This is a genomic window from Rhodobacteraceae bacterium M382 (assembly GCA_025141015.1).
GTDB lineage: Bacteria > Pseudomonadota > Alphaproteobacteria > Rhodobacterales > Rhodobacteraceae > Aliisedimentitalea > Aliisedimentitalea scapharcae.
Genome location: CP081098.1, coordinates 2,795,263 through 2,816,183, shown reverse-complemented (window position 1 = coordinate 2,816,183; position 20,921 = coordinate 2,795,263). Strand labels below are relative to the sequence as shown.

The following is a 20,921-nucleotide window of genomic DNA, read 5'->3' as shown; positions in this document are numbered from 1 at the left end:
GTTGTGGATAAATGGGCGACAGATCCCACAAATTGCGGCGGTTCAGGAACAAGGGAGACGGCAGATGCGCTGTCCGTTTTGCGGAAATATCGACACTCAGGTCAAGGATTCTCGTCCGGCAGAGGATCATGTTTCGATCCGGCGGCGCCGGTTCTGTCCGGCTTGTGGCGGACGTTTCACCACCTATGAACGGGTCCAGTTGCGCGATCTGGTCGTGGTCAAGACGAACGGCCGTCGGGAAGATTTCGACCGGGACAAGCTGGAACGCTCGATCCGGATATCCATGCAGAAACGCCCCATTGATCCCGAACGCATCGACCAGATGATTTCTGGTATTGTGCGCCGACTGGAAAGTATGGGGGACACCGACATACCGTCAAACCGTATTGGTGAAATCGTGATGGAGGCTCTGGCCCGGATCGACACTGTTGCCTATGTTCGGTTTGCGAGTGTTTACAAGAACTTCCAGGAAGCAGATGATTTCGAAGACTTTGTGCACGAATTGCGTCCGCCTTCCAATCAACCCGAAGAGTAACTTCCTTGGATACACGTTTTATGGCTTTGGCGCTGTCCTTGGGGCGGCGCGGCCAAGGCAATTGTTGGCCTAATCCGGCTGTTGGTTGCGTCATTGTTAAAGATGGCTGCATTGTTGGGCGGGGCTGGACCCAACCCGGCGGACGCCCACATGCCGAACCAATGGCGCTGGCCCAGGCCGGGGAACAGGCGCGTGGGGCGACTGTCTATGTCACATTGGAACCCTGTTCGCACCAGGGACAGACACCCCCCTGTGCGCAGGCTTTGATTGAAGCAGGGGTGGCCCGTGTCATGGCCGCCATCGAAGACAGTGATCCGCGCGTTGCTGGTCAGGGATTCGAGATGTTGCGCAGGCATGGGATCGAGGTCAATGCAGGTGTGATGGCGGATCAGGCCGCGCGGGATCACGCCGGATTTTTCTTCAAGACAGAACAAGGCCGCCCGTTGGTCACGCTCAAGCTCGCAACCAGCTTTGATGGTCGGATCGCGACCGGAACCGGAGAAAGCAAATGGATCACCGGGCCACAGGCCCGGCGCACAGTTCACGCCATGCGGGCCCTCCATGATGCGGTGATGGTTGGAGCCGGTACGGTGCGGGCGGATGATCCGTCATTGACCGTGCGGGATATGGGTGTTGATCGCCAACCGCATCGCGTTGTGGTCTCGCGGCATCTGGACTTGCCTCTGATGAGCCAACTGGCCCGGACAGCCCGGGACGTTCCCCTGTGGCTGTGCCATGGGGCAGGGGCCGATGTCGAACGCCTGCGGGCCTGGGAAGGTTTGGGCGCGACTCTGGTGCCCTGCGGTGTGCGGGGCGTACAGCTGAACCCGGTGGATGTGTTGCAACAATTGGGGCAGGCGGGCATGACCCGTGTCTTCTGCGAAGGCGGTGGCGCGTTGGCTGCGTCGCTGCTGGCCAATGATCTGGTTGATGAGTTGATCGGTTTTACCGCCGGTGTCGCCATCGGCGCCGAAGGGCTGCCCGGGATCGGTGCGCTGGGTCTGGGGCGGTTGGCCGAGGCACCGCGGTTTGATCTGGTCGAGACGCGGAATTTGGGCGGGGACGTCATGCACCGCTGGACACGCAAGCTGCGCTAAGCTGCGGCTGCGCGTCACCGCCAGAGGTGGGCATAGGTCGCGAACAGGCCCTGAAGTTTCGACAGGCTGCGGTTGATCCAACCGGGGTGGGGGATTTTGCCCTGTTGCAGGCGGCCGATGGCGACTTCGACTGTACAGGGCAGGCCGGTCACCGGATCCAAATAGCGTGGATAGTCAATCAATGCAGCGTGTACCAATCCGGCCAGCGTCGGGTGCGCGCGGCGTCTGTCGGGCGTTTCGCTGTAATCCCGCGTCAATCCCCAACCCGCATAGAATGGCACGCCCAATGTGGTGACCTTGATCCCGCGCAGCAGCGCTTCGAACCCGATAAGCGATGTCATCGTCCACACTTCGTCGACCTGTTCCAGCAGCGAAACCGGGTCGCTGTGTGTGGCAACGACATCTGCCAGGTCCCGGGCATCAATTGCGCCGGTTCTCAACCCGGCTTCGACGTCGGGGTGAGGTTTATAGATCAGAATGGCATCCGGGTTGGCTGCGCGCACGGTTTGGAGCAGCCCCAGATTGGTGCAGATATCCGTGGTTCCGGTTTTGATCGACGCGTCATCTTCGACTTGGCCGGGGACAAGAATGCGATGGCCGGTTGGCAAATCGGGCAGGCCGCCGCCCAGATTGTATTTGCTCAATTGTGCTGAGGTCAGAATGTGGATCACCTGGTCTGCCCGCGCCTGTTGGCTGGCGGACAGAGTGGCGCGCCGGATGATCCAGCGTTCGAGATCGCTGGGACAGGTTGGGTCATAATAGATCCCCTGGGAGTCTGTCACCAGTGACAACGGGGGAACCAGTTCGGCACCCAAACCGCGCGACCGCAAAAAACCGTCTTCGACCCGGACAGTCCCGGTGGGCTGACCATCAGCCTTTCCTGCCCAGACCATATGCGGGATGTCCGTGGTCGTAGGCGGGTTTTCGGTGAACGCTATGCGTTTGTTGCGGCCAAAGAACGTTTGCAGTGGCTTGCGCTTCCACAGGCGCATACCGCTGGCTGTCCATCCCCTGTGGTCCTGTCGCCATGCGCGGGCCTGGCTTTCCAATGCGCCCAGAGCCTGTTCAAAGGTGCCCAACCGGTCATCATGGGGGTCATACCATTGCGGATAGAGGATCATCGCGGCCGCGAACAATTGTGCGCGGGTCAGCGATCTTTGGCGTCTGGTCAGGGGGAACTCGTCCTGGGTCAGCCCCCAGCCGGCATAAAACGGTTGTCCGAACACCCGGGGCTTGTGGCCCGCCAGAATGGCTTCGAACCCCATTTGTGACGAAACGGTATACACCCCGACTGCGCCGTCCATCAGGGCCCAGGGGCTGATGGGATCGCTGAGGAAGAACACCCGGTCATTCTGGTCCGTGGTTTCAAAATACCCGTGGCGATACCCCTGTTGGCTTTCGGGGTGGGTTTTGATCACGATCGGGGTACCTGGGTGTTCTTCCTGGGCAAAGACCAGCATTTCCAGAAAACGACCGCGATCCGCCTTGCTGGCGCGCACCGACGCATCGCCAAAAGTCTGATCAACCACCAGAACATACCCCGGTTCAGGCGCAGGCAGATCGGGATCAAAGCCGGAATACTTGCTCAGATGTGCCTCGCGGATCCGTTCGATTCCGGCCCGCGCGCGATTGAGCAGAACAGCGTCGTCCAGCGGGTGAGAGGCCAGAAGCCGTTCCAGATCCGACGGGTGTGCCGGGTCGAAATGCACCCCGGATGTGTCCAGCAACAGGCCAAGCGGCGGTTCACCGGCGCGACCGGGATGCAGGGAGCGCAAGAACGCATCTTCGACCCTGAGCAGGGAGGCGTTGCGTTTGGCGGCGACGGCCAATCCGCGATGCGCGGTGGGGCTGTTGCCCCAGATACCGACCAGATCATCCTGTTGGGGCAAACCCAAAGAAATCTTGTAGCCGGACAGGGCGAGGATCCGACGCACCCGGCGTTGGGTCAAAAAACCGCCGTTATAAACAAAAAGCCGGGAGCCGTGGCTCCCGGCTCCCGGTGTGTCATGTGGCCGACGCATAGGGTCGGTCATGGATCAGCTGCCAGAGAGTGTTGCAACGTTGGACAATGGCGTCAGAGTACCCGTGACAAGCGACAGCGTCTTGGTCCACTGTGCATAGGGCGCTTCGGTCACATACAATGTGTCGTCATCGCGGATCACAAAATCACGGGCCAGAAACAGGCCATTGGGTTCGGTCAGATTCAGCACATAGATCAGACGTTGTGCCCCCTGAAGGTCATCACGTCCCAACACCTGACCGGCGATTTCGGCGGCTTCGTTGCGAAAGATGAACACGCCCGTTGGATCCGAAGACAGCGACAGCAATCCGCCAACCTGTGCGATGGCTTCCAGTGCCGACAGGTCCTGGGATTCAAACGGGACGACCGACTGCGTGCTTGTGGCACCCAGCGAGGTGAACGACCGGGTGTCCTGTTCGACCAAAATCCGGTCACCATTGCGCAAAGCGATGTCGAGTTCCGGGTGATCAAAGAGATCCTGGAACCAGATCTTGCCCTGCTGGTCGCCACGGGTCACGGTGACCTGTGCAATTTCGGGTGCAATCGTCACGCCTCCGGCCTGAGCCAGCATCGTGGCCAAGGTCCGCGTCGGGCGTTCGATTGGCAGGTTGCCTTGTATTCCGATGGCACCTGTCAGGCTGACGGTCGCGCCGTCACCGGCAGACCGACGCACTTCGACCTGTGGGTCGGGTGTCTGATCTTCGAGCTTGGTGGTGATCATCTCGCGCAGTTGGTTCGGGGTGTTGCCCGCGGCACGCAGACGCCCGGCGTAGGGCACAAAGATATACCCGGCGTCGTCCACCTGAACTTCCAACACCGAGTTGGGAGTTTCGCGGGTCAACAGCCCATCATCGACGTTTTCCCAGATTGTCAGCCCCAGGATGTCGCCGGGACGGATCAGGTCAGCGGCCAGTCGGCTGGCGCTCTTGAACGAGTCCGAAAACCCCAGCGCCGGGACAACCGCCGTGGCGCGGGTTACGCGATCATTGACGGCAACGACAAATGCGTCGCCTTCCTTTTGTACGGATCCTGCAAAGATCTCGCGTTTGTTCGGGCCAACGCGAGGCAACCCACAAGAGGCCGCGATGCTCAGCGCAGCCAGAAAAGCGATGGGACGCACCCACCGATGTCTAACGGAATTCACTGCTCGGTCTCCTCGACCTGTTATTGTTCTGCCTGTTTTTCAGGTAAGCTAGCTGAAATATCCGGGAAAATCCAGTCTTTGTGCCGGTTCCCTTTAGTTGATCACGCGCAACTGTTGCCGTGGTGCTGCTGTGCCGGATTTCAACGCATCATAGGGGTCATCATCCGACAGCATCATGTCCACGACCTGGCGCAACAATTGCCGCCGCCCGCTGCGGGAATAGAAACCGCCGGGCACCTGGCTGGTTTCGAGCAAATAGCGGCGGTAATCCTTGTAAGCGCGTGCATCTGGGCGATTGGCACCGGCAAAAAAGTCGCGGAGGGCCTGAGCCGAGACAAATTCGGGCTTGCTGTAAACGGCCGCGCCAAAGGTTTTTAGTGGGATGCCGCGCCACAACACCTGTTGTCCGGCTGTGGAATTGACGGTGACGGCGGTGCGGGCTTCGTTCAACAGGGCTGCCAGCTTGCCGCCACGCACATAGTGGACCCGTCCGACCAGCCCATGCTGACGGGCCAGGCGTTTGACTTCGCTGCGCACCGGCACGCGGCCATCTTCCAGCGGATGTGCCTTGACCACCAGATGATGATGGCGGGGAGCTCCATTGGCAAACCCTTCAAAGATTTCCGCCAGAAAGTCGGTCATGGAGGCAAAGGGGGAATGCATCTGAAACGAGCTGTCGTGTTCAAGTTGCAACAGCGCCAGATGATAGGGAAACCCGCCATTTCGAATGCGCCACGTCGCCAACCGGCGGTCGATGGCCTGGGCGGGCATCAGCAGCAACCGTTGCAGGTACAGTTTGAATTCCTTGGTTACGGTCAGCGCACGGTGAGGGCGGAAATTCTTGTAGTCGCCGTTTCGGAACATGACAAACCAATGATACAGAGCCCCATAAAAAACGTGGTGGCGCATATCGCCCCAATGGGACGGGGGCATGGGGGCTTCCATGTCCGAAAGCTCAAGCGCGGTGCGCATTTCATCGACGGACATGCCCATCAGCCGCGAGTTGCCGTTGCTGCCGTCGCGTTCGTAGGTCACCCAATAGGGACGCATGTACCCCTCTTCGAAGACATGAACACGAATGCCGCGCGCGCGGGCGATCTCGATTGCCTGGGCGTGGATGGGCCGGGTGTCGCCATAGAGAACAATATCGGTGATATGGCGTTGATTGTAGAGCTCTGCCACGGTGTGGGGCCAGTCTTCCAGCGTACCGCGATAGGGAATATAGGTGGACGGGGTGAACCAAAAGGCCCGATCCCCGGCATTGAAACCCACACGCCAAACCTGACATCCCGCAGCCTGTAACTGTTTGGCCAGACCGTGAAAATACGGTCCGTGGGGGCCTTGCAGAAACAAGAAAACCCGGGAGGTTTGCGATTGGCTGGTCATGGGGTCACTCATAATGAGACAAGTTTACTTGTGATTTTATTAATTCACCAGTTGGGCAAAACTATGACCCGCCCAGGATCGCAGGGTGGTGTGGGGGGATCGGGCAGCGGGGCTCTGGGCGCGATCAGGGCTTGTCGCTGGCGTCGGGGCTGGATACCTGTGGGCAGAAGAGATTTTACGACTGGAAAGGGCGCGACCATGTTCACGGGCATCATCACCGATATCGGTACACTTGTTGAGCTGGAACAGGCCGGCGATCTGCGGGCGCGGATCCAAACCGGATATGACACCAACGGCATTGATTTGGGCGCGTCGATTGCGTCGGACGGTGTTTGTCTGACGGTGATCTCATTGGGGGAGGATTGGTATGATGTGCAGATCAGCGCCGAAACCGTGTCCAAGACCAATCTGAACGACTGGAGTGTTGGCAAGCGGGTCAACCTGGAACGTGCGTTAAAGGTGGGCGACGAGCTGGGCGGTCATATCGTGTCGGGCCACGTGGACGGTGTCGCCGAGGTGGTCGCCATGCGTGACGAAGGCGATAGCACCAGAGTGACCCTGCGCGCGCCCGCCGATCTGGCGCGGTTCATCGCGCCCAAGGGATCGGTGGCCCTGAATGGCACCTCGTTGACGGTGAACGAGGTGGACGGATGTGATTTTGGTATCAATTTCATTCCCCATACCAAGGATGTGACCACCTGGGGGTCCGTGCAGATTGGTGATCGGATCAATCTGGAAATCGACACACTGGCCCGCTATGTGGCGCGCCTGGCCGAAGCTGGATAACACCGGGCAATCGTCAGGACAGAACCGGCGGGGGGGCTCCCGCCCCAAAGCAATCGTCAGGACAGAACCGGCGGGGGGGCTCCCGCCCCAAAACACCGCATCCGAGATGCGGTGTTTTGCGTTGGGCCGCGCGCCTTTGGCGGTGCCCACGCAGAGGCGCGGGCACCGCCAAAGGCGTCACCACATATCCCCAACCGTATAGCCATGGGGAAACGGGTCTGTCGGGTCGAGCGTCCAGTTTGCGGTGCCATGGATCCAGCCCTGACCGGAAAGGGTGGGGACAATGGCCGGGTAGGGGCCCACGTTGGTGGTTTCGACAATACGTCCGGTGAAGGTGGTGCCCAGCGGGCCAGCGTTGACATAGTCCTGACCGACCCCAAGTTGGCCGCGCGCGTGCAGCACCGCCATCTTGGCGCAGGTTCCTGTCCCACAGGGGGACCGGTCGAGAATGCCCGAGGCCTCCTGTGGGCGGGCCGGGTCGAAATCGCCGGTTGAAATGGTGATGGCACCGCGCCCATGTGTGCCGGTCGCCACGGGTGCGCCGTACATATTGGTGATGGTCGGGCCGGTGATATCGGGATTGTCGGGGTGGCGCACGGGCAGTTGTTCGGCCGCAGCATGGCGGATCGCCTCGGAGATGCGTACAATTTCGCTACCATTGGTGGCCTCTAGCGACACGCCGATCCGATCCGCATCCGTCAGGACAAAGAACATGCCGCCCCAAGCCACATCGACTGTTACGCTGCCCAGCCCAGGAACCTCGACCACAGCGTCCAGATGCACGGCAAAGGCCGGGACATTGAGAAATTCGACGCGGGTGACCTTGCCGTCCTGACAGGTGGCGCGCACCTTGATCAGCCCGGCGGGAGCTTCGAGCGTCAGGTCTGTCACCGGCTCGATCATCGGCAGCACCCCGGTTTCCAGCAACACGGTCACAACACAGATCGTATTGGATCCTGACATGGGCGGGTATTCTGTTTGCTCGAATATGATGAACCCCATGTCGGCCTCGGGATGGCAGGGGGGGACGATGGCATTACAGCACAGCCCGGGATTGCCGCGTGGTTCGCGTAGCATTTGCAGCCGGATATCGTCGTGATTGCGCGCCATGTCCTGCATTTTTGCAAATACACTATCGCCGCGCAGATGCGGCATGCCGCCAGTGATGACGCGGCCCGGTTCGCCTTCGGCGTGGGCCTCGACGGCCTGAATCATACGGGAGAGTCGCACGGATTTTCCTTTCGGACAAAAGACAGAGGGTCCCGCAGAGTGAGCCATGACTCGAACGCCGCGTCTAGCCCCCCGGGTGCCGTTTGCAGGGCTGGCATTTGCGTGCGGCTTGGTCTATCCCGGCGGGTGAAACTTGCCCCCGCAACCGCTCAGCGAAAGGCTGCCCTCATGAGCTTTGAAACCCCCGGTCCTGTCGAAGCCGGTCTGCGTGCCGAGATCAGCCCCATTGAAGAGGTTATCGAGGACGCCCGCCAAGGTAAGATGTTCATTCTGGTCGATCACGAAGACCGCGAGAATGAAGGCGATCTGGTGATCCCGTCCAGCTGTGCGACACCGGATGCAATCAACTTCATGGCCACCCATGGGCGTGGGCTGATCTGTCTGACCCTGCCGGCGGAACGGATCGAAGAGCTGGGCCTGCCAATGATGGCGATGAACAATTCATCGCGCCATGAAACCGCATTCACCGTATCGATCGAGGCCCGCGAGGGCGTCAGTACAGGGATTTCCGCCGCTGACCGGGCTCTGACTGTTGCCACCGCCATCAACCCCCAAAACACATCCGCCGATATTGCAACGCCGGGCCATGTGTTCCCGCTGCGCGCCCGTCGTGGCGGTGTTCTGGTCCGGGCCGGTCACACCGAAGCGGGCTGTGATGTGGCGCGTTTGGCCGGTCATTACCCGTCGTCGGTGATTTGCGAGATCATGAAGGAAGACGGCACGATGGCACGTCTGCCGGATCTGCTGGAATATGCAGCCAAACATGACCTGAAAATCGGCACCATCTCTGACCTGATCACCTATCGGTCGCGCAACGACAACCTGGTGGTGGAAACGGGCCGCAGCTCTGTCAATTCCGAATTCGGCGGCGAATGGGAAATGCGGATCTTTACCGATCAGACCCACGGTGTTGAACATGTTGTGCTGGTCAAAGGCGACATCACCACACCAGAACCGGTACTGTGTCGGACCCATGCGCTGCACGAAGCCAGCGATATCTTGGGGCTGGGCCCGAAATCGGCCCGTGAATTGCCCCGGGCAATGGAGTTGATCGGCGCAGAGGGACGCGGCGTGGTCTGTCTGTTCCGTGAACCCCGCCATTCGCTGTATGCGCCGGACGACGAAGGCCCGCGCACCATCAAGCAGACCGGCCTGGGTGCTCAAATCCTGTCCAAGATGGGCCTGCATGAGCTGGAGCTTCTGACTGATTCCCCTGAAACACGCTATCTGGGACTGGACGCCTTTGGGCTGACCATCTCCGGCACGCGTCCCATCCTGTCGGAGGACTAAGACATGGCTGGATCTGAAACCCATTACACGCTGCCACGCGCGGAATTCGACAAACCGGTCAAGCTGTTGATCGTTGTCGCGCCGTATTACAAGGATATCGCCGACAATCTGGTCGCCGGAGCCAAGGCCGAAATCGAAGCGGCAGGCGGAACCTGGGAACTGGTCGAAGTGCCGGGTGCCTTGGAAGTGCCCACCGCGATTTCGATTGCGGATCGGACGTCGAATTTCGACGGGTTTGTTGCCCTTGGCTGTGTCATTCGCGGTGAAACCACCCACTATGACACTGTTTGCAACGACAGCAGCCGCGCCATCCAGTTGATGGGACTGCAAGGCCTGTGCATCGGCAACGGCATCCTGACCGTGGAAAACCGGCCTCAGGCCGAAGTGCGCGCAGATCCTGGCGAGATGAACAAAGGTGGCGGCGCGGCTGCTGCGGCCTTGCATCTGATTGCTTTGGGGCGTAAGTGGGGCGCCCAGACCAAGGGTGTTGGTTTCAAGGCACCCAGCGAGGCCATTCAACTGGCCACTTCAGATAACGGACCCACCACCGCATGACCACCTCAGGCAGCCAGAGCGCGCCCCTTTCGGGCAATCAGAAACGCAAGATGAAATCGGCGGCGCGGCTTTATGCCGTGCAGGCCTTGTTCCAGATGGAACAAGGGGGCCAGACCATGGACCGGGTCATTGTCGAGTTTCTGGATCACCGCTTTGGCGCTGTTTACGAGGACGACGAGATGCAGGAAGGCGACGTTGACCTGTTTCGCAAACTGGTGGGCGATGCCGTGAACTATCAGGCGGTTGTTGACCAGATGACCGACCGGGCTCTGGTGGCAAAATGGCCCATCGGGCGCATTGATTCCACCCTGCGCGCGCTGTTTCGCGCTGCGGGGGCGGAATTGACTCAATCTGCGACACCGCCCAAGGTGGTGATTTCGGAGTTCGTGGATATTGCCAGCGCATTTTATCCCGATGGAAAAGAGTCCAAATTTGTCAACGCCGTGCTGGATCACATGGGACGCGAAGCCAAGCCGGACGCCTTTTGATCCGGCTTTTGGCTGCCTGTAATTTGCACCAGCTCTGTCGTATCTGACGCCCCCTGGAACAAGGTGGCCCCTGGAGTATGCAAAGGGCGGTGCTGGCAGCCGCCAATTGGGCACCCAATGGCACCGGGTCTATTCGGAACCGATCTCCAGTTCGAGCGACCGACCGTCGCCCTTGCCATAGCTCATACGCAACCGGTCACCGGCGATTTCGACCAGCAGGCATTTCTGGTCGCTTTTGGTTTCGTTCACGATCAGGCTACGACAGTAATATCCATCCTCCCAGATCCAGCTGCCGTGATACTGGCCGATGTTCTGCATTTCTCCACGCGTGGTTCCATCCGCCAGAATGCGTGTTTCACCGGTCGACCAGCGCAGGGTCTTCCCAACCACATGGGCGGCAAAATCCGCCGCGGTTTCGATTGTCCGATAATCTTGGGCGACGGCGGCGGTCGGACTCAAAAGGGCCAACGCAACCAGGGCGGTTCTGAGATCTGCAACATGTGTCATGCTGCGATCCTGCGCTGGAAAGCCACAGGACGCCAGCCCCCCGACTGCATGTCTGTATTGCCCGTTGCACATAGGATGGGCCCGTCGGCAGAAAATGGCGCAAAACACAGTGTTTCCTGTCGGTTGGCACTGGACGCGAGGCCGCAGAGTGCTACCCTTTTGGCAACGATCCTTGGAGACATAAGAAATGCCCGCGTTGATCAAGCTTTATATCCGAAATGTGTTGATTGGTTTTGCCATAGCCGCCGCGTTTGTGGCGATGCTGTTGTGGTTCAATGTGATGAACCTGTGGTCGCTGGTGTCGACCTCTGATCAGGGAGCGCTGGCCGTGTTCATTCTGTGGTTCATGAACGGCATCGTGTTTGCCGGGGTGCAATTCGCCTATGCCATCATGTCGCTGGCCGAAAAGAGCACCGGACCGCGCGGCGGCACACCGATCGCGCATCAGTTTGAACCGATCCCTGTTCAGGCCGAGGCGCAGAAATCCGGGCAGGACAGACAACTGAACCGTCGCTGAGACGGGACATTTTCCACATCGAAACCGCCGACCCTGTGTTGGCGGTTTTTTGTTGCGATAAAGGTGAAATTGACCGCCGGGATTGATCTGAGACCGAATGAGGCAGGGCTGTGCGGTTGGCAGGGTTCGGGTCAGATCTGGCCCAAGCCCAACACACGCGCAGGTTTGCGGTGGTTGGGAGAAAAGTGTGACGGGACCACCAGACAACCGTGCGGTGTTTATCCCCGAGGACCTGTATGTACAGGTGGGCGCCAGGTAACTGGACCAGGATCCAGGCAGAGCCAGCTCCCTCGGAATTGCTTAAGGCCACCGGAATGTACCCGTCCACAAGAAGGGCAGAACCCGTCACTGGTCTTAGTTAGGGGGTGAGACCGTCGGGGGCAAGGGGAGTGCCGGTTTATTTCAAAGCTCGTGCATCCGAAGCAGGAACCCATGCCAGCCCTTGTCGAGCGCAAGCACCAAACCGAATCCATCCGCGCCGGCGGGCAGGCCCGAATGTTCCAGGCTCAGACGGGTGCCGCCAATCGCCGGTTCCAGCCGCCATTCTACCGTGGTCATCACCCCATCCAACGGGCCAACCGTAAAGCTCCAACGCATATAGTGGGTCGGTTGCATGTCTTCGACCCGCCCCCAGCACATGCGGTCCCCGCCGGGTCCATCGGTCAGCGTGAAATCTGCACCCTGGCTCAGATCCTCGGTTGCAGGATGAAACCATTTTCCCATCAATGTGGCCTGGGTCAGGTGGTCCCAGACTGTTTGCGGGTCGGCCTTGAGATAAACGGATTTCTGTAGGATCGGGTCAGTCATCGGAAAGTCCTTTCTGTTCAATGGTGGCTTTCAGCCCGGACAGCTTGTCGTCCCAGAACTGATCGAACCAGACCAGCCAGTTCAGCACCGGGCGCAACCCTTCGGGGTGCAGGCTGTTGATCCGTTCGCGCCCGCGGGGGTACGAGCGGATCAGCCCGCCTTCCTCGAGAACGACGAGGTGCTTTTTTACCGCCGCCCGGGTCATGTCGAACTGCGCGGATACTTCGGCAACGGTCAGATCCCGGTCGCCCAGCATGTATAGAATGTCCCGTCGGGACGGGTCTGAGAGGGCTCGAAACGCCATTTGCGCCATGTCGGACATGAGGTGCCTCATTTGTGATACCGTTTGGTTTCATGAATAATTAGATACCAAACGGTATCATGTCAAGAAGCGATTTCCACTTGAAATTTGTTCATGAATTGTTCACCCTATCTGCCATGACCCATATCGCGACCCAACCTGTGCCACAGGGCTTGCAACCTGGACAGAAATTGGCCCGTGGCGTGGCGCGCCACATGCGGGCGCTTGGCTATGCGACGCTCGAGGAATTTGTGCCCGAACGGGGATTGAGGGTGGATGTGATTGCGTTGGGGCCCAAGGGCGACATCTGGATTGTCGAATGCAAATCCAGTCGTGCCGATTTCCAGACAGATTCAAAATGGCAGGGGTATCTGGATTGGTGTGACCGGTTTTTCTGGGCCGTAGATTTGGAATTTCCAACCGAACTGTTGCCCCCGGAAACCGGGCTGATCATTGCGGATGCTTATGACGCAGAACTGATCCGGATGCCGGGCGAAGACAAGCTGGCCCCGGCGCGGCGCAAAAAGCTGGTGCATAAATTCGCAACTGATGCTGCGCGCCGGTTGCACAGCCTGCGGGACCCCCGACCGGGGAAGGATGGGGTGTTCTTGTCCGACACAATCGAGGTTACGCAAACACAGAGCTGATCATTCGTTGACCATCCGGGCGGCCATGGCGGCGGCGCGAATTTCGTCAGCAATTTCCTCGGCTTCCTCGGGATCAAAATCCATCGGAATTTCAACACCATCCGCTTCGATAAAGATCCGTACCATGCCCTGATCGGTTGGGCCGATTTGCATGTTGGCCTGGATTTCGCGTTCGGTATTGATGCTCATTTCAGTTCTCCCCTGATATTTCAGGGTGGCTACAGCGCTTGCGGGCGAAAATCAAGCGCAGGGGGATGGCCCTGTTCAGCAAAGTGAAGCTGACTTACGTTGTCAGTATGTCGGAAATTAGCTTTCGCCGATTCGTCCCCACGGATGCGCAATGGGTCGTCGCCCGTCACGCAGACCTTTATGCGCGCGATGAAGGATTCGATGACACCTTTGGCGCTGTCGTCGGGGAAATCATTGCCGACTTCTGTCGGTCGCATGACCCGCTTTGTGAACAGGGATGGATTGCGGAAACACAAGGTCAACGGATCGGCTGTATCTTTTGTGTGCGCCATACCGACACGATTGCCAAACTGCGCCTGTTCCTGTTGACACCCGAAGCGCGGGGGCGTGGCGTCGGAAAACAGTTGCTACAGCGGTGCATGGCATACGCCAAGACTGCCGGATACAGCGAAATGACGCTCTGGACGCATGAAAGTCATCGGGCTGCCTGTGCGCTTTATGCCGCCTTTGGCTGGCAGGTTGTCGATAGCAGGCCAGTCCATTCATTTGGCGTTGATCTGGTCGAACAAACTTGGAAAGTTCTGTTATAATCCTCTTGCACTCGGTCTTTTGGTTGGCTAAATGAGCCCCAAGTGCCGCCTTAGCTCAGTAGGTTAGAGCGCTGGATTGTGGATCCAGAGGTCCCCTGTTCAAGCCAGGGAGGCGGTACCAAATCACCAGTTTTTTAACACGGGAAGTGCCGCCACTGTTTTCGGGGCAACGCTGCGCGAGCTATACGTTTGGTTCCGATGGGTCGACCAGCATCGTCGGATTCGTCAACGGGATTTCGCGACACCTGTGTGCGACCCGGCGCGCGTCGGTTCGGTACCCATGTTGGGCGGTGTGTCCCAGTTGATCGCAATATGAGAAACGGGTGGAAGCCTCGGGCCAACGGCTCAGGGGGCAGGTCGACGATGGCGCAGATGCCGGTTCGGGTGGCTTCCAGCCCTCACATCGATCGCGGGTCACGTTTCGGGAGCAACGAGCTCCGGATATCGGAACACCAAGTGCGTTAAGTTTCGGCAGTAGGAATTTGAATTCTTTGAATTTATCAGGACATATCCCCGTGGATCGCAAATTGATCCAACCCGGCAGCCTGGGGTTCGATCACACGAAACGATTCGAGCACCCCGGACGCGGATAATTCCCGCGACACGGTCAACAATGTGTTGGCGTCGTGGTCGTCGCATAGATCCAGCATATGCTGGATTTCTTCGGAGGCGACGGGACGGGCCGCATATATGTCTGGCGCGCCATAGTGGGTCACGAAATGTTGAGCCAAAGCATCGGTGATCGTATCAACCTCTTCGGGTTCAATCTGCGTGACAGCCACAAATGTCACACGCCCTGCGGTTTCGATGCCGAGCCAGCCGTTGGAAAAGGACTGGCGGGCCTTGCCGGTCAGATCTTCCTCGGTCCAGTTGGAGAATTCGAACCCACCGGAGATGCACCATTCGCCGGTGCGTGCAGACACCGAGAAGACGCGTGTGTCGCTTTCGTCAAAATGAATGGCGCGGGCCAGTTTCATGACAGATCCTCCAACAATGTGCTTAGCGCAATCAACCGGGTCGTATCGCCCTGGCGCAACAACATTCCAAACCGTTCGTCCACCCCCAGAAAGGTCCCGGACTGTTCGGATTGGGTGATGTCTTCGCCCATACCATAGGCCAGCCCGCGCCATTCACCATGCAGCGGCTTGGCCCCTTCGTCCTCCCAGCGGCTGATCCAGTTCAACGTGTGACGGGCCCAGCTTTCCAGCAGATCCGGGGCTTTGACATCGGCGCAGCCTTCGGAAAAAAGCGCAGTTTCATCGGGCGTTGTGCCGGGATCGTCGCCTGTCGGCCACAGGGGCAGATCAAACCCGACAACCAGCCAGTCGGGGATGTGTGTCGGGTCCTGGGTATTGGCAGCAATCCGCATGTGACCGCATTTTGCACCATTCACCCGCAGTCCTCCGGCCCATTCCAGATGTACGGCGACCTCGGGTGGGGCCAGGGCCCCCAGCGCATTTTGAAACCCAACAGCGCATAGCGGCAGCATGGTCATCGCGTCCTCCAGCGGGACTTCTGGCGCAAATACAAGCGCGGCACGCAGCACATCGGTCGACAGATTGTAAACCACCAACCCCGCATCACATCCCACGGCGGCCTTCATGCAGGCGGTGACGAACGGGTCGTCGTCGCCCTGAACGGCATAGCCCGACATCAGCGGTGGTAGTACGATCTGGGTCATGCGCTCTCTCATTTGATTGGCCAACATATGTTGGCGCACGGGGGACTGGGGCGGGTGGATACGGGGTCCGCCCTGCCGAACCAGTGTGGGCAATGCCGCCAGTATTGACGACACAAGCCGCGATTTCCTAACATCATCTATGGCTTTCTGGCTTCGCATGTCCATTCTAACCGGCATATTTCTGGTGTTTTCGAACGCCCAATCTGTTGCGAATGAACGACAATTTCGGCTTGCGGTACCAGCAGAGATTGTCGAAAGCGGGCTGTTGAAACATCTGCTGCCACGATTTTCTCTCAAAACGCAGGTCAAGATCAGTGTGGTTGATGTCGATGCCGTCGCCGAAGTCAGCCTGGGAACGGTTGGTTTTCCGGTGTTCGATGGGGCGGGGGGCAAATGGCGGGCGCTGGTGCATGTGCCAGATCATGCGGGGGTTCAAAAGTTCTCCGACTGGATCACATCCGAAATCGGTCAACGTACCATTGCGTCCTTTGTCGTGGATGGGGTTCAGCAGTTCACCTTGCCCGAAGCCGAGACAGTTCAGGAGGTCGCGGTGCAGATGGATGGGGACGCAACCGCCGGCCAGGATATCTCGCGGCAGAAATGCGGACGATGTCATGTGGTCATCGCCAGCGAGCGGATGAATGCCATCGGGTCGACTCCGTCGTTCTTTGCCCTGCGCAGCCTGCCGGATTGGGACGAACGTTTTGGAGCCTTCTATACGCTCAACCCGCATCCCGCCTTCACTCAGGTCGATGAGGTGACGCCGCCCTTTCCCAGCGACCGTCCGTCGCCAATTGTACCTGTCCGGATCACGATCAGCGACCTTGAATCCGTGCTGGCCTATGTGGCATCGCTGGAACCGGCGGATTTGGGGGCACCGTTGGAACATCAGTGATCGCGACGCTTGCTGAGATAGTCTTCGGTGGTGCGCGGACGCGGACGTTCCTTGTCTGCGAACGGATTGTTTTCCGAATGGTATTGGGCGTTTACCCTGCAATCGCTACACATCTGGATCATGCGGGCCGCTTCCGGGGTCTGGAACATGTCATGGTGTCCAGCCAGCTTCTCCGAGATTTTTTCGATGGTGGATTTGACCCCGAACAGGGCCCCGCATTCGACGCAGGCAAACGGTTCTTCTTCATTCAGCACCACCTGTGACAGCGCATCATTGCCCAGATTCATTCGGGGGGCATAGGTGATCGCGTTTTCAGGGCAGACGTTGGAGCATAATCCACACTGCAAACAGGCATCTTCCTGAAACAGCAGCTGAGGGCTGTCCGGGTTGTCGCCCAATGCGCCCGAGGGACACAGCGAAATGCAAGACAGGCACAGCGTACAGCTGTCCGTATCGACCAGAACAGCGCCATAGGGTGCGCCGTCGGGCAGGGGCAGGATCGCGTCGCCACCGTGCAGCGCCTTGACCGCTGTTCGGGTGATCTGGCGTCGGGTGCCCATGGGGCGAACGGGCGTATCAACGGTCAGGGAGGCCGTGGTGCCATACAGGATGTCCGAGAGGCGATCCGGGTCTGGGGTTTCGATCATGGTGATACATCCACCGACCAGCGCAAGGGCAAGGTTGATTTCGCTGTGCATGACGTCCCGGTCGGTGCCGGGCGTTACCAGAATGCTGACTTTCCCAAACCCTGCGGCCATCGCAGCCACCATTTCTGCGTGTCCGATGGTATTGAGCGCCTCAACCTCCATTGGGATCACGTCTGCCGGCAGGCCGCGCCCATAGCGGGCCGTCATGCCGATCATCTCGCTCCCTTCGGCGTTGACCACCAATAGGCCCGGTGCCTTGCCACCTGCGTCCAGACAGGCCTTGGCCAAGGTCTGGATCCTGCGAAAGGTAAAGTCTGTCGGAGGCGCATCATAGCTGATCGCACCGGACGGGCACAGCGATGCGCAGGCACCGCAACCGGCACAGATCATCGGATCCACCTGTACATGGTCGCCGTTTGGCGAAATGGCCCCGGTCGGGCAGGCGTCCAGACAGCGGGTGCACCCGGTCTGAGTGGCGCGTGAATGAGCGCATAACAGCGGCTCGGTACGCACGTATAGCGGCTTTTCGAATGTGCCGACCATATGCGAGACCTGCAAGACGGCGGCTGCGACCGTTTTGGGGCTGTTCGGATCCGCCTGCACGTAACCGTCCCGTTTTTGCGGGGCGGGAAACAGTGGCATTGTCCCCCGCAGATCCAGGATCACATCACAGTGGGAGATCCCACCATCGCGCGGCGAGCCAAAGGTCATGGCTCCGGGGCCCGCCGGATTGAGCTGGCGCAGGGCGTCGATCCTGACCTTGAATTGACCCAGCGATCCTGTGGCCGATTTCAGGTTTCCCAGCACGACGTCATAGGCGCGGGTCATTGGCGTATCCTGCATGTCGGGCAACAGGACGGTCACGCTTAGGAAATCCTTGAGCATATCAGCGACGTCCAACGCCGTTTCATCGCGCCCCAGGATCAGGCAAATGCCTTCGGACATCACGTCCAGGGATTTGGTCGCAGGAACCTGCAGGCTGGCTTCGGCAACCAATGCGGCCAATTTGGGCAGTTTTGGCCCGGTGTCTGTGCTCCATCCTGCCCGATCGCGCAGGTCCAGATAGGCAGGTGACGGGGTGTTCAGGCTGTCTGCCAGCTCATCAAAAAAGGCGGTTTCCTGAGCGCAGCAAAAAATTGCATCGCCTGCTGCAATGGCTTGGGCAGCCAGTTCTGATTGGGTTGTGCACAGGGCGGAATGCACCTGGGAACAGGCCATCCCAGTTGCCTGGGACAGGGCCTGCGGATCAATTGGGTTCGAGTTGCAACAGTCACATAAAATCAACGTTTTAGACATCATTACCTCGCGTGGATTTCTGTGTTTCCGGACCCGGGATCATTCCCGGTTCGACTTCAAACTAGGCATGATTCTGATGAGCCGTAAACCGCGTTTTTGGAACGGAACCTGTGTTGGGCATGGCGAATCATCGGGCTGATTCGGGTCCATCGTTGGTGTGTGGAATTACCCAATTCTTTTAGTCGGATTAGACATTTAGTCCCTGCGGGTATGCAGTGGTATTCTGGGTTGCCCAAATTGTCCGCAAAGCTGGCTTAGCTGACTGGAGAGCGAGATCAGGCTTGGTCGATGCCGTGGGTTGGGGCACTTTTTTAAGGCAAACAACAAAGGCTCCGCTGCGTGTGATCCGCCACCCTGAAAAATATGAAACTATGCAAATCGGTGTCGTGTTACGGCGTAGCCCGGGGGTGACCCAGTGGGCGCGCTGGTCGTGGCGGGCGGTTGCAGCGCTGCCGGGGGCCGGGTCGGCGGATTGGGTCCTGTTGCGCCAGGATGGCGATGTCAGCGAATTTCATGCAGCGACACACACCATGGAACTGCATGGGGCGGACACCGAATCCTATCTGCACGGGCTGCACGCGCAATTGCCCTGTCTTTATGTGGTGATGCGCGCGACCGAGGACGACCAGCGCCCCTTTGATGTGGTTCTGGTCACCGCGTCGCCCTATGAGGCGCAGGACTATTGCGACAGCGGCGAGGACGTCGTGGAAAAGATCGTGATGCCGGAGGTGGTAAAAGCGTGGGTGCGCGATTTTGTGACCAGATACCACACCGAAGAGGTCTTCAAGAAACGCAAACGTGACAAGAAGGACGTCACCCGCGTCGAGGACGGGGTGGGGGACCCCCGGATCAAGCAGCTGGTAGATGTCTATCGGTCGCCCGTATCGGCCAAGAAGGAGCGCTTGCAATGACGCGCGATGATTTCTGGTCCCGCCGCCGGGCCGCCGTCGCCGCCGAAGCACAGGCTTCGGAGCGGGCATTGATCGAAGCAGAGACCGCCGAGCGCGACGCCGAATTGGCCGCTCGCCCCGAAGCAGACGTTCTGCAGGACCTGGGGTTGCCGGATCCCGACACACTGGGTGCAGGCGATGATTTCAAGGTTTTCCTGACTGACAAGGTTCCGGGCTATCTGCGCAAACGTGCCCTGCGCCGGTTGTGGATGACGAACCCGGTATTGGCTAATGTTGATGGGCTGGTCGATTACGGCGAGGATTTTACCGACGCTGCCATGGTGCCAGAGATCATCCAGACGGCCTATCAGGTTGGCAAGGGCATGAAGGCCCATGTCGATGAATTGGTCCGTCAGGCACAGGAAGAGGCTGCAGAAGCCGCCCATGACCAACCGGCGCAAGACACAGACAGCGACGAAGAGATCCAGGAAGACATCGGCGACGAGAACCAGGAAGAGATCCAATCGGACCTCGCATCCGTGGCCGGGCCGGCGACCCTTCCCTTGGACCAGACCCAGGACCGGGATGCACCCGAGATAGACCCGCACGCTGCCCTTGTTGTCCCAGTTATGGCGTCCCCGCCTGCTGTTGCGACTGCCGTCGACACGGAGGCCGCGCCAATGTTGCCCCGGCGTATGCGGTTTTCTTTCAAAGATGACGGGCAAGACATATGAGCAAGGAGACCCAGATGTCTGCATCAGCAGAACAGATCCCGGCGCAACAGCCCGCCGACGTGCAACCCGAAGATCGCCTGCGGGCGGATCTGTACAATTTCCTGGGGTTGCTGCTGGCTGGTCCTCCGGATGAAATGCTGTTGGCCCAAAGCGCGGGTCTGAGCGGGGATGACAGCCCGTTGGGGGGGGCGATAAATACGCTGGCCAAGATCGCCCAGTTGAGCAAACCCAAACAGGTCAACAGTGAGTTCAACAAGCTGTTCATTGGATTGGGACGGGGCGAATTGTTGCCCTATGCCAGCTATTACCTCACCGGGTTCCTGAACGAAAAACCACTGGCGGCCTTGCGTCGTGACATGATGGTGCGCGGCATGTCGCGCGCAGAGAATGTCTATGAACCCGAAGACAATATCGCGTCGCTCATGGAAATGATGGGTGCGCTGATTGTCGGTCGGTTTGGTACCGTGTCGGACATGGCAGACCAAAAGGTCTTCTTTAACCGTCATGTCGCGCCCTGGGCGGGGCATTTCTTTTCAGATTTGGAAGCGGCGCAGAACTCGGTCTTTTACGCGGCCGTCGGCAGCGTTGGACGTGCGTTCCTGGAGATCGAGACTGAAGGCTTCCGGATGAGCGCGGAGTAATCCGCATGAAGAGGCGGGAAACCGCCTGTAACCAGAGGGGAGGACTCT

Annotated in this window: 24 protein-coding genes and 1 tRNA gene; 14 read left to right on the top strand and 11 right to left on the bottom strand. The window is 59.2% G+C overall.

All coding sequences use genetic code 11. From position 1 onward, the window contains the following. The first annotated feature begins 64 nt into the window (after window positions 1-64). Window positions 65-535 (top strand): transcriptional regulator NrdR, encoded by a 471-nt coding sequence (gene nrdR / locus K3727_13170; GenBank protein ID UWQ89763.1) that lies wholly within the window; start codon window positions 65-67, stop codon window positions 533-535. Between the two features lie 20 nt (window positions 536-555). Further along, window positions 556-1,632, top strand: coding sequence for a bifunctional diaminohydroxyphosphoribosylaminopyrimidine deaminase/5-amino-6-(5-phosphoribosylamino)uracil reductase RibD (ribD, locus tag K3727_13165; protein UWQ93370.1), 1,077 nt, complete (start codon window positions 556-558; stop codon window positions 1,630-1,632). Between the two features lie 14 nt (window positions 1,633-1,646). Here the strand turns inward: ribD and K3727_13160 are convergent, their stop codons facing one another. From K3727_13160 to K3727_13150, 3 genes are all read right to left on the bottom strand, one after another. Further along, entirely contained in the window at window positions 1,647-3,653 is a 2,007-nt protein-coding gene (locus K3727_13160; protein UWQ93369.1) for a capsular polysaccharide biosynthesis protein, read from the bottom strand. A gap of 15 nt (window positions 3,654-3,668) precedes the next feature. Then, on the bottom strand, window positions 3,669-4,796 hold the full coding sequence (locus K3727_13155; protein UWQ89762.1) for a polysaccharide export protein: 1,128 nt from the start codon (window positions 4,794-4,796) through the stop codon (window positions 3,669-3,671). A 93-nt stretch (window positions 4,797-4,889) separates the two neighbouring features. Continuing rightward, complete coding sequence (locus tag K3727_13150; protein UWQ89761.1) at window positions 4,890-6,182, bottom strand: capsular biosynthesis protein; 1,293 nt, start codon at window positions 6,180-6,182, stop codon at window positions 4,890-4,892. A 198-nt stretch (window positions 6,183-6,380) separates the two neighbouring features. On the opposite strand from K3727_13150, the gene K3727_13145 reads away from it, so the two are divergent. Further along, the gene (locus K3727_13145) at window positions 6,381-6,968 is read left to right on the top strand and encodes a riboflavin synthase (protein ID UWQ89760.1); all 588 of its coding nucleotides are present in this window, start codon (window positions 6,381-6,383) and stop codon (window positions 6,966-6,968) included. Window positions 6,969-7,145: 177 nt separating this feature from the next. Here K3727_13145 and K3727_13140 read toward each other — a convergent pair whose 3' ends face one another. Continuing rightward, entirely contained in the window at window positions 7,146-8,198 is a 1,053-nt protein-coding gene (locus K3727_13140) for a proline racemase family protein (GenBank protein UWQ89759.1), read from the bottom strand. 168 nt (window positions 8,199-8,366) lie between these two features. Here K3727_13140 and ribB point away from each other — a divergent pair, with 168 nt between their 5' ends. Genes ribB through nusB form a run of 3 tightly spaced genes read left to right on the top strand, consistent with a single transcriptional unit; the run spans window position 8,367 to window position 10,531 of the window. Then, a complete protein-coding gene (gene ribB / locus K3727_13135; GenBank protein ID UWQ89758.1) occupies window positions 8,367-9,488 on the top strand; it encodes a 3,4-dihydroxy-2-butanone-4-phosphate synthase in 1,122 nt (373 codons plus the stop codon). Window positions 9,489-9,491: 3 nt separating this feature from the next. Next, window positions 9,492-10,043, top strand: a complete 552-nt coding sequence (locus tag K3727_13130; GenBank protein UWQ89757.1) for a 6,7-dimethyl-8-ribityllumazine synthase — start codon at window positions 9,492-9,494, stop codon at window positions 10,041-10,043. Then, window positions 10,040-10,531 (top strand): transcription antitermination factor NusB, encoded by a 492-nt coding sequence (gene nusB, locus K3727_13125; protein UWQ89756.1) that lies wholly within the window; start codon window positions 10,040-10,042, stop codon window positions 10,529-10,531. Before K3727_13130 ends, nusB begins: the two co-directional genes overlap by 4 nt. Window positions 10,532-10,660: 129 nt before the next feature. Here nusB and K3727_13120 read toward each other — a convergent pair whose 3' ends face one another. Beyond that, on the bottom strand, window positions 10,661-11,038 hold the full coding sequence (locus K3727_13120; protein ID UWQ89755.1) for a hypothetical protein: 378 nt from the start codon (window positions 11,036-11,038) through the stop codon (window positions 10,661-10,663). 187 nt (window positions 11,039-11,225) lie between these two features. Here K3727_13120 and K3727_13115 point away from each other — a divergent pair, with 187 nt between their 5' ends. Further along, window positions 11,226-11,555: a hypothetical protein gene (locus K3727_13115; protein ID UWQ89754.1), complete on the top strand. Its 330-nt coding sequence runs from the start codon at window positions 11,226-11,228 to the stop codon at window positions 11,553-11,555. Between the two features lie 402 nt (window positions 11,556-11,957). Here the strand turns inward: K3727_13115 and K3727_13110 are convergent, their stop codons facing one another. Together K3727_13110 and K3727_13105 are read right to left on the bottom strand one after the other, a co-directional pair. Beyond that, window positions 11,958-12,362: an SRPBCC domain-containing protein gene (locus K3727_13110; protein UWQ89753.1), complete on the bottom strand. Its 405-nt coding sequence runs from the start codon at window positions 12,360-12,362 to the stop codon at window positions 11,958-11,960. Continuing rightward, complete coding sequence (locus K3727_13105) at window positions 12,355-12,684, bottom strand: metalloregulator ArsR/SmtB family transcription factor (protein ID UWQ89752.1); 330 nt, start codon at window positions 12,682-12,684, stop codon at window positions 12,355-12,357. Before K3727_13105 ends, K3727_13110 begins: the two co-directional genes overlap by 8 nt. A gap of 140 nt (window positions 12,685-12,824) precedes the next feature. Between K3727_13105 and K3727_13100 the strand changes: the two genes are divergently transcribed. Beyond that, window positions 12,825-13,310, top strand: coding sequence for an MmcB family DNA repair protein (locus K3727_13100; GenBank protein ID UWQ93368.1), 486 nt, complete (start codon window positions 12,825-12,827; stop codon window positions 13,308-13,310). On the opposite strand, the gene K3727_13095 is transcribed toward K3727_13100, so the two are convergent. Then, a complete protein-coding gene (locus K3727_13095) occupies window positions 13,311-13,499 on the bottom strand; it encodes a hypothetical protein (GenBank protein UWQ89751.1) in 189 nt (62 codons plus the stop codon). A 107-nt stretch (window positions 13,500-13,606) separates the two neighbouring features. Between K3727_13095 and K3727_13090 the strand changes: the two genes are divergently transcribed. Then, window positions 13,607-14,089: a GNAT family N-acetyltransferase gene (locus K3727_13090; GenBank protein UWQ89750.1), complete on the top strand. Its 483-nt coding sequence runs from the start codon at window positions 13,607-13,609 to the stop codon at window positions 14,087-14,089. Window positions 14,090-14,133: 44 nt separating this feature from the next. Next, a tRNA-His gene (locus K3727_13085) sits at window positions 14,134-14,210 on the top strand. A gap of 379 nt (window positions 14,211-14,589) precedes the next feature. On the opposite strand, the gene K3727_13080 is transcribed toward K3727_13085, so the two are convergent. Both K3727_13080 and K3727_13075 read right to left on the bottom strand, forming a co-directional pair. After that, the gene (locus K3727_13080) at window positions 14,590-15,066 is read right to left on the bottom strand and encodes a hypothetical protein (protein UWQ89749.1); all 477 of its coding nucleotides are present in this window, start codon (window positions 15,064-15,066) and stop codon (window positions 14,590-14,592) included. Further along, window positions 15,063-15,770 (bottom strand): DUF4444 domain-containing protein, encoded by a 708-nt coding sequence (locus K3727_13075; GenBank protein ID UWQ89748.1) that lies wholly within the window; start codon window positions 15,768-15,770, stop codon window positions 15,063-15,065. The genes K3727_13080 and K3727_13075 overlap by 4 nt, the downstream gene beginning before the upstream one ends. 157 nt (window positions 15,771-15,927) lie before the next feature. Between K3727_13075 and K3727_13070 the strand changes: the two genes are divergently transcribed. After that, entirely contained in the window at window positions 15,928-16,665 is a 738-nt protein-coding gene (locus K3727_13070) for a hypothetical protein (protein UWQ93367.1), read from the top strand. Here K3727_13070 and K3727_13065 read toward each other — a convergent pair. Further along, window positions 16,659-18,608, bottom strand: a complete 1,950-nt coding sequence (locus K3727_13065) for a 4Fe-4S binding protein (GenBank protein UWQ93366.1) — start codon at window positions 18,606-18,608, stop codon at window positions 16,659-16,661. The two genes, K3727_13070 and K3727_13065, sit on opposite strands and share 7 nt — an antisense overlap. 371 nt (window positions 18,609-18,979) lie before the next feature. On the opposite strand from K3727_13065, the gene K3727_13060 reads away from it, so the two are divergent. The 3 genes from K3727_13060 to K3727_13050 are packed head-to-tail and all read left to right on the top strand — an operon-like array spanning window position 18,980 to window position 20,873. Beyond that, the gene (locus tag K3727_13060) at window positions 18,980-19,519 is read left to right on the top strand and encodes a DUF3305 domain-containing protein (protein UWQ89747.1); all 540 of its coding nucleotides are present in this window, start codon (window positions 18,980-18,982) and stop codon (window positions 19,517-19,519) included. After that, window positions 19,516-20,232: a DUF3306 domain-containing protein gene (locus K3727_13055; protein UWQ89746.1), complete on the top strand. Its 717-nt coding sequence runs from the start codon at window positions 19,516-19,518 to the stop codon at window positions 20,230-20,232. Before K3727_13060 ends, K3727_13055 begins: the two co-directional genes overlap by 4 nt. Beyond that, a complete protein-coding gene (locus K3727_13050) occupies window positions 20,229-20,873 on the top strand; it encodes a molecular chaperone TorD family protein (GenBank protein ID UWQ89745.1) in 645 nt (214 codons plus the stop codon). Before K3727_13055 ends, K3727_13050 begins: the two co-directional genes overlap by 4 nt. The last annotated feature ends 48 nt before the right edge of the window (window positions 20,874-20,921 follow it).

Excerpts from the sequence above, each read along its gene's own strand:
- K3727_13150 (UWQ89761.1), bottom strand. The coding sequence starts at position 6,182 with ATGACCAGCCAATCGCAAACCTCCCGGGTTTTCTTGTTTCTGCAAGGC.
- K3727_13095 (UWQ89751.1), bottom strand. The coding sequence starts at position 13,499 with ATGAGCATCAATACCGAACGCGAAATCCAGGCCAACATGCAAATCGGC.
- K3727_13065 (UWQ93366.1), bottom strand. The coding sequence starts at position 18,608 with ATGTCTAAAACGTTGATTTTATGTGACTGTTGCAACTCGAACCCAATT.
- K3727_13090 (UWQ89750.1), top strand. The coding sequence starts at position 13,607 with ATGTCGGAAATTAGCTTTCGCCGATTCGTCCCCACGGATGCGCAATGG.
- K3727_13075 (UWQ89748.1), bottom strand. The coding sequence starts at position 15,770 with ATGACCCAGATCGTACTACCACCGCTGATGTCGGGCTATGCCGTTCAG.
- K3727_13160 (UWQ93369.1), bottom strand. The coding sequence starts at position 3,653 with ATGCGTCGGCCACATGACACACCGGGAGCCGGGAGCCACGGCTCCCGG.
- K3727_13080 (UWQ89749.1), bottom strand. The coding sequence starts at position 15,066 with ATGAAACTGGCCCGCGCCATTCATTTTGACGAAAGCGACACACGCGTC.
- ribB (UWQ89758.1), top strand. The coding sequence starts at position 8,367 with ATGAGCTTTGAAACCCCCGGTCCTGTCGAAGCCGGTCTGCGTGCCGAG.
- K3727_13055 (UWQ89746.1), top strand. The coding sequence starts at position 19,516 with ATGACGCGCGATGATTTCTGGTCCCGCCGCCGGGCCGCCGTCGCCGCC.
- nusB (UWQ89756.1), top strand. The coding sequence starts at position 10,040 with ATGACCACCTCAGGCAGCCAGAGCGCGCCCCTTTCGGGCAATCAGAAA.
- K3727_13130 (UWQ89757.1), top strand. The coding sequence starts at position 9,492 with ATGGCTGGATCTGAAACCCATTACACGCTGCCACGCGCGGAATTCGAC.
- K3727_13115 (UWQ89754.1), top strand. The coding sequence starts at position 11,226 with ATGCCCGCGTTGATCAAGCTTTATATCCGAAATGTGTTGATTGGTTTT.
- K3727_13145 (UWQ89760.1), top strand. The coding sequence starts at position 6,381 with ATGTTCACGGGCATCATCACCGATATCGGTACACTTGTTGAGCTGGAA.
- ribD (UWQ93370.1), top strand. The coding sequence starts at position 556 with ATGGCTTTGGCGCTGTCCTTGGGGCGGCGCGGCCAAGGCAATTGTTGG.
- K3727_13050 (UWQ89745.1), top strand. The coding sequence starts at position 20,229 with ATGAGCAAGGAGACCCAGATGTCTGCATCAGCAGAACAGATCCCGGCG.
- K3727_13060 (UWQ89747.1), top strand. The coding sequence starts at position 18,980 with ATGCAAATCGGTGTCGTGTTACGGCGTAGCCCGGGGGTGACCCAGTGG.
- K3727_13105 (UWQ89752.1), bottom strand. The coding sequence starts at position 12,684 with ATGTCCGACATGGCGCAAATGGCGTTTCGAGCCCTCTCAGACCCGTCC.
- K3727_13070 (UWQ93367.1), top strand. The coding sequence starts at position 15,928 with ATGTCCATTCTAACCGGCATATTTCTGGTGTTTTCGAACGCCCAATCT.
- K3727_13120 (UWQ89755.1), bottom strand. The coding sequence starts at position 11,038 with ATGACACATGTTGCAGATCTCAGAACCGCCCTGGTTGCGTTGGCCCTT.
- nrdR (UWQ89763.1), top strand. The coding sequence starts at position 65 with ATGCGCTGTCCGTTTTGCGGAAATATCGACACTCAGGTCAAGGATTCT.
- K3727_13110 (UWQ89753.1), bottom strand. The coding sequence starts at position 12,362 with ATGACTGACCCGATCCTACAGAAATCCGTTTATCTCAAGGCCGACCCG.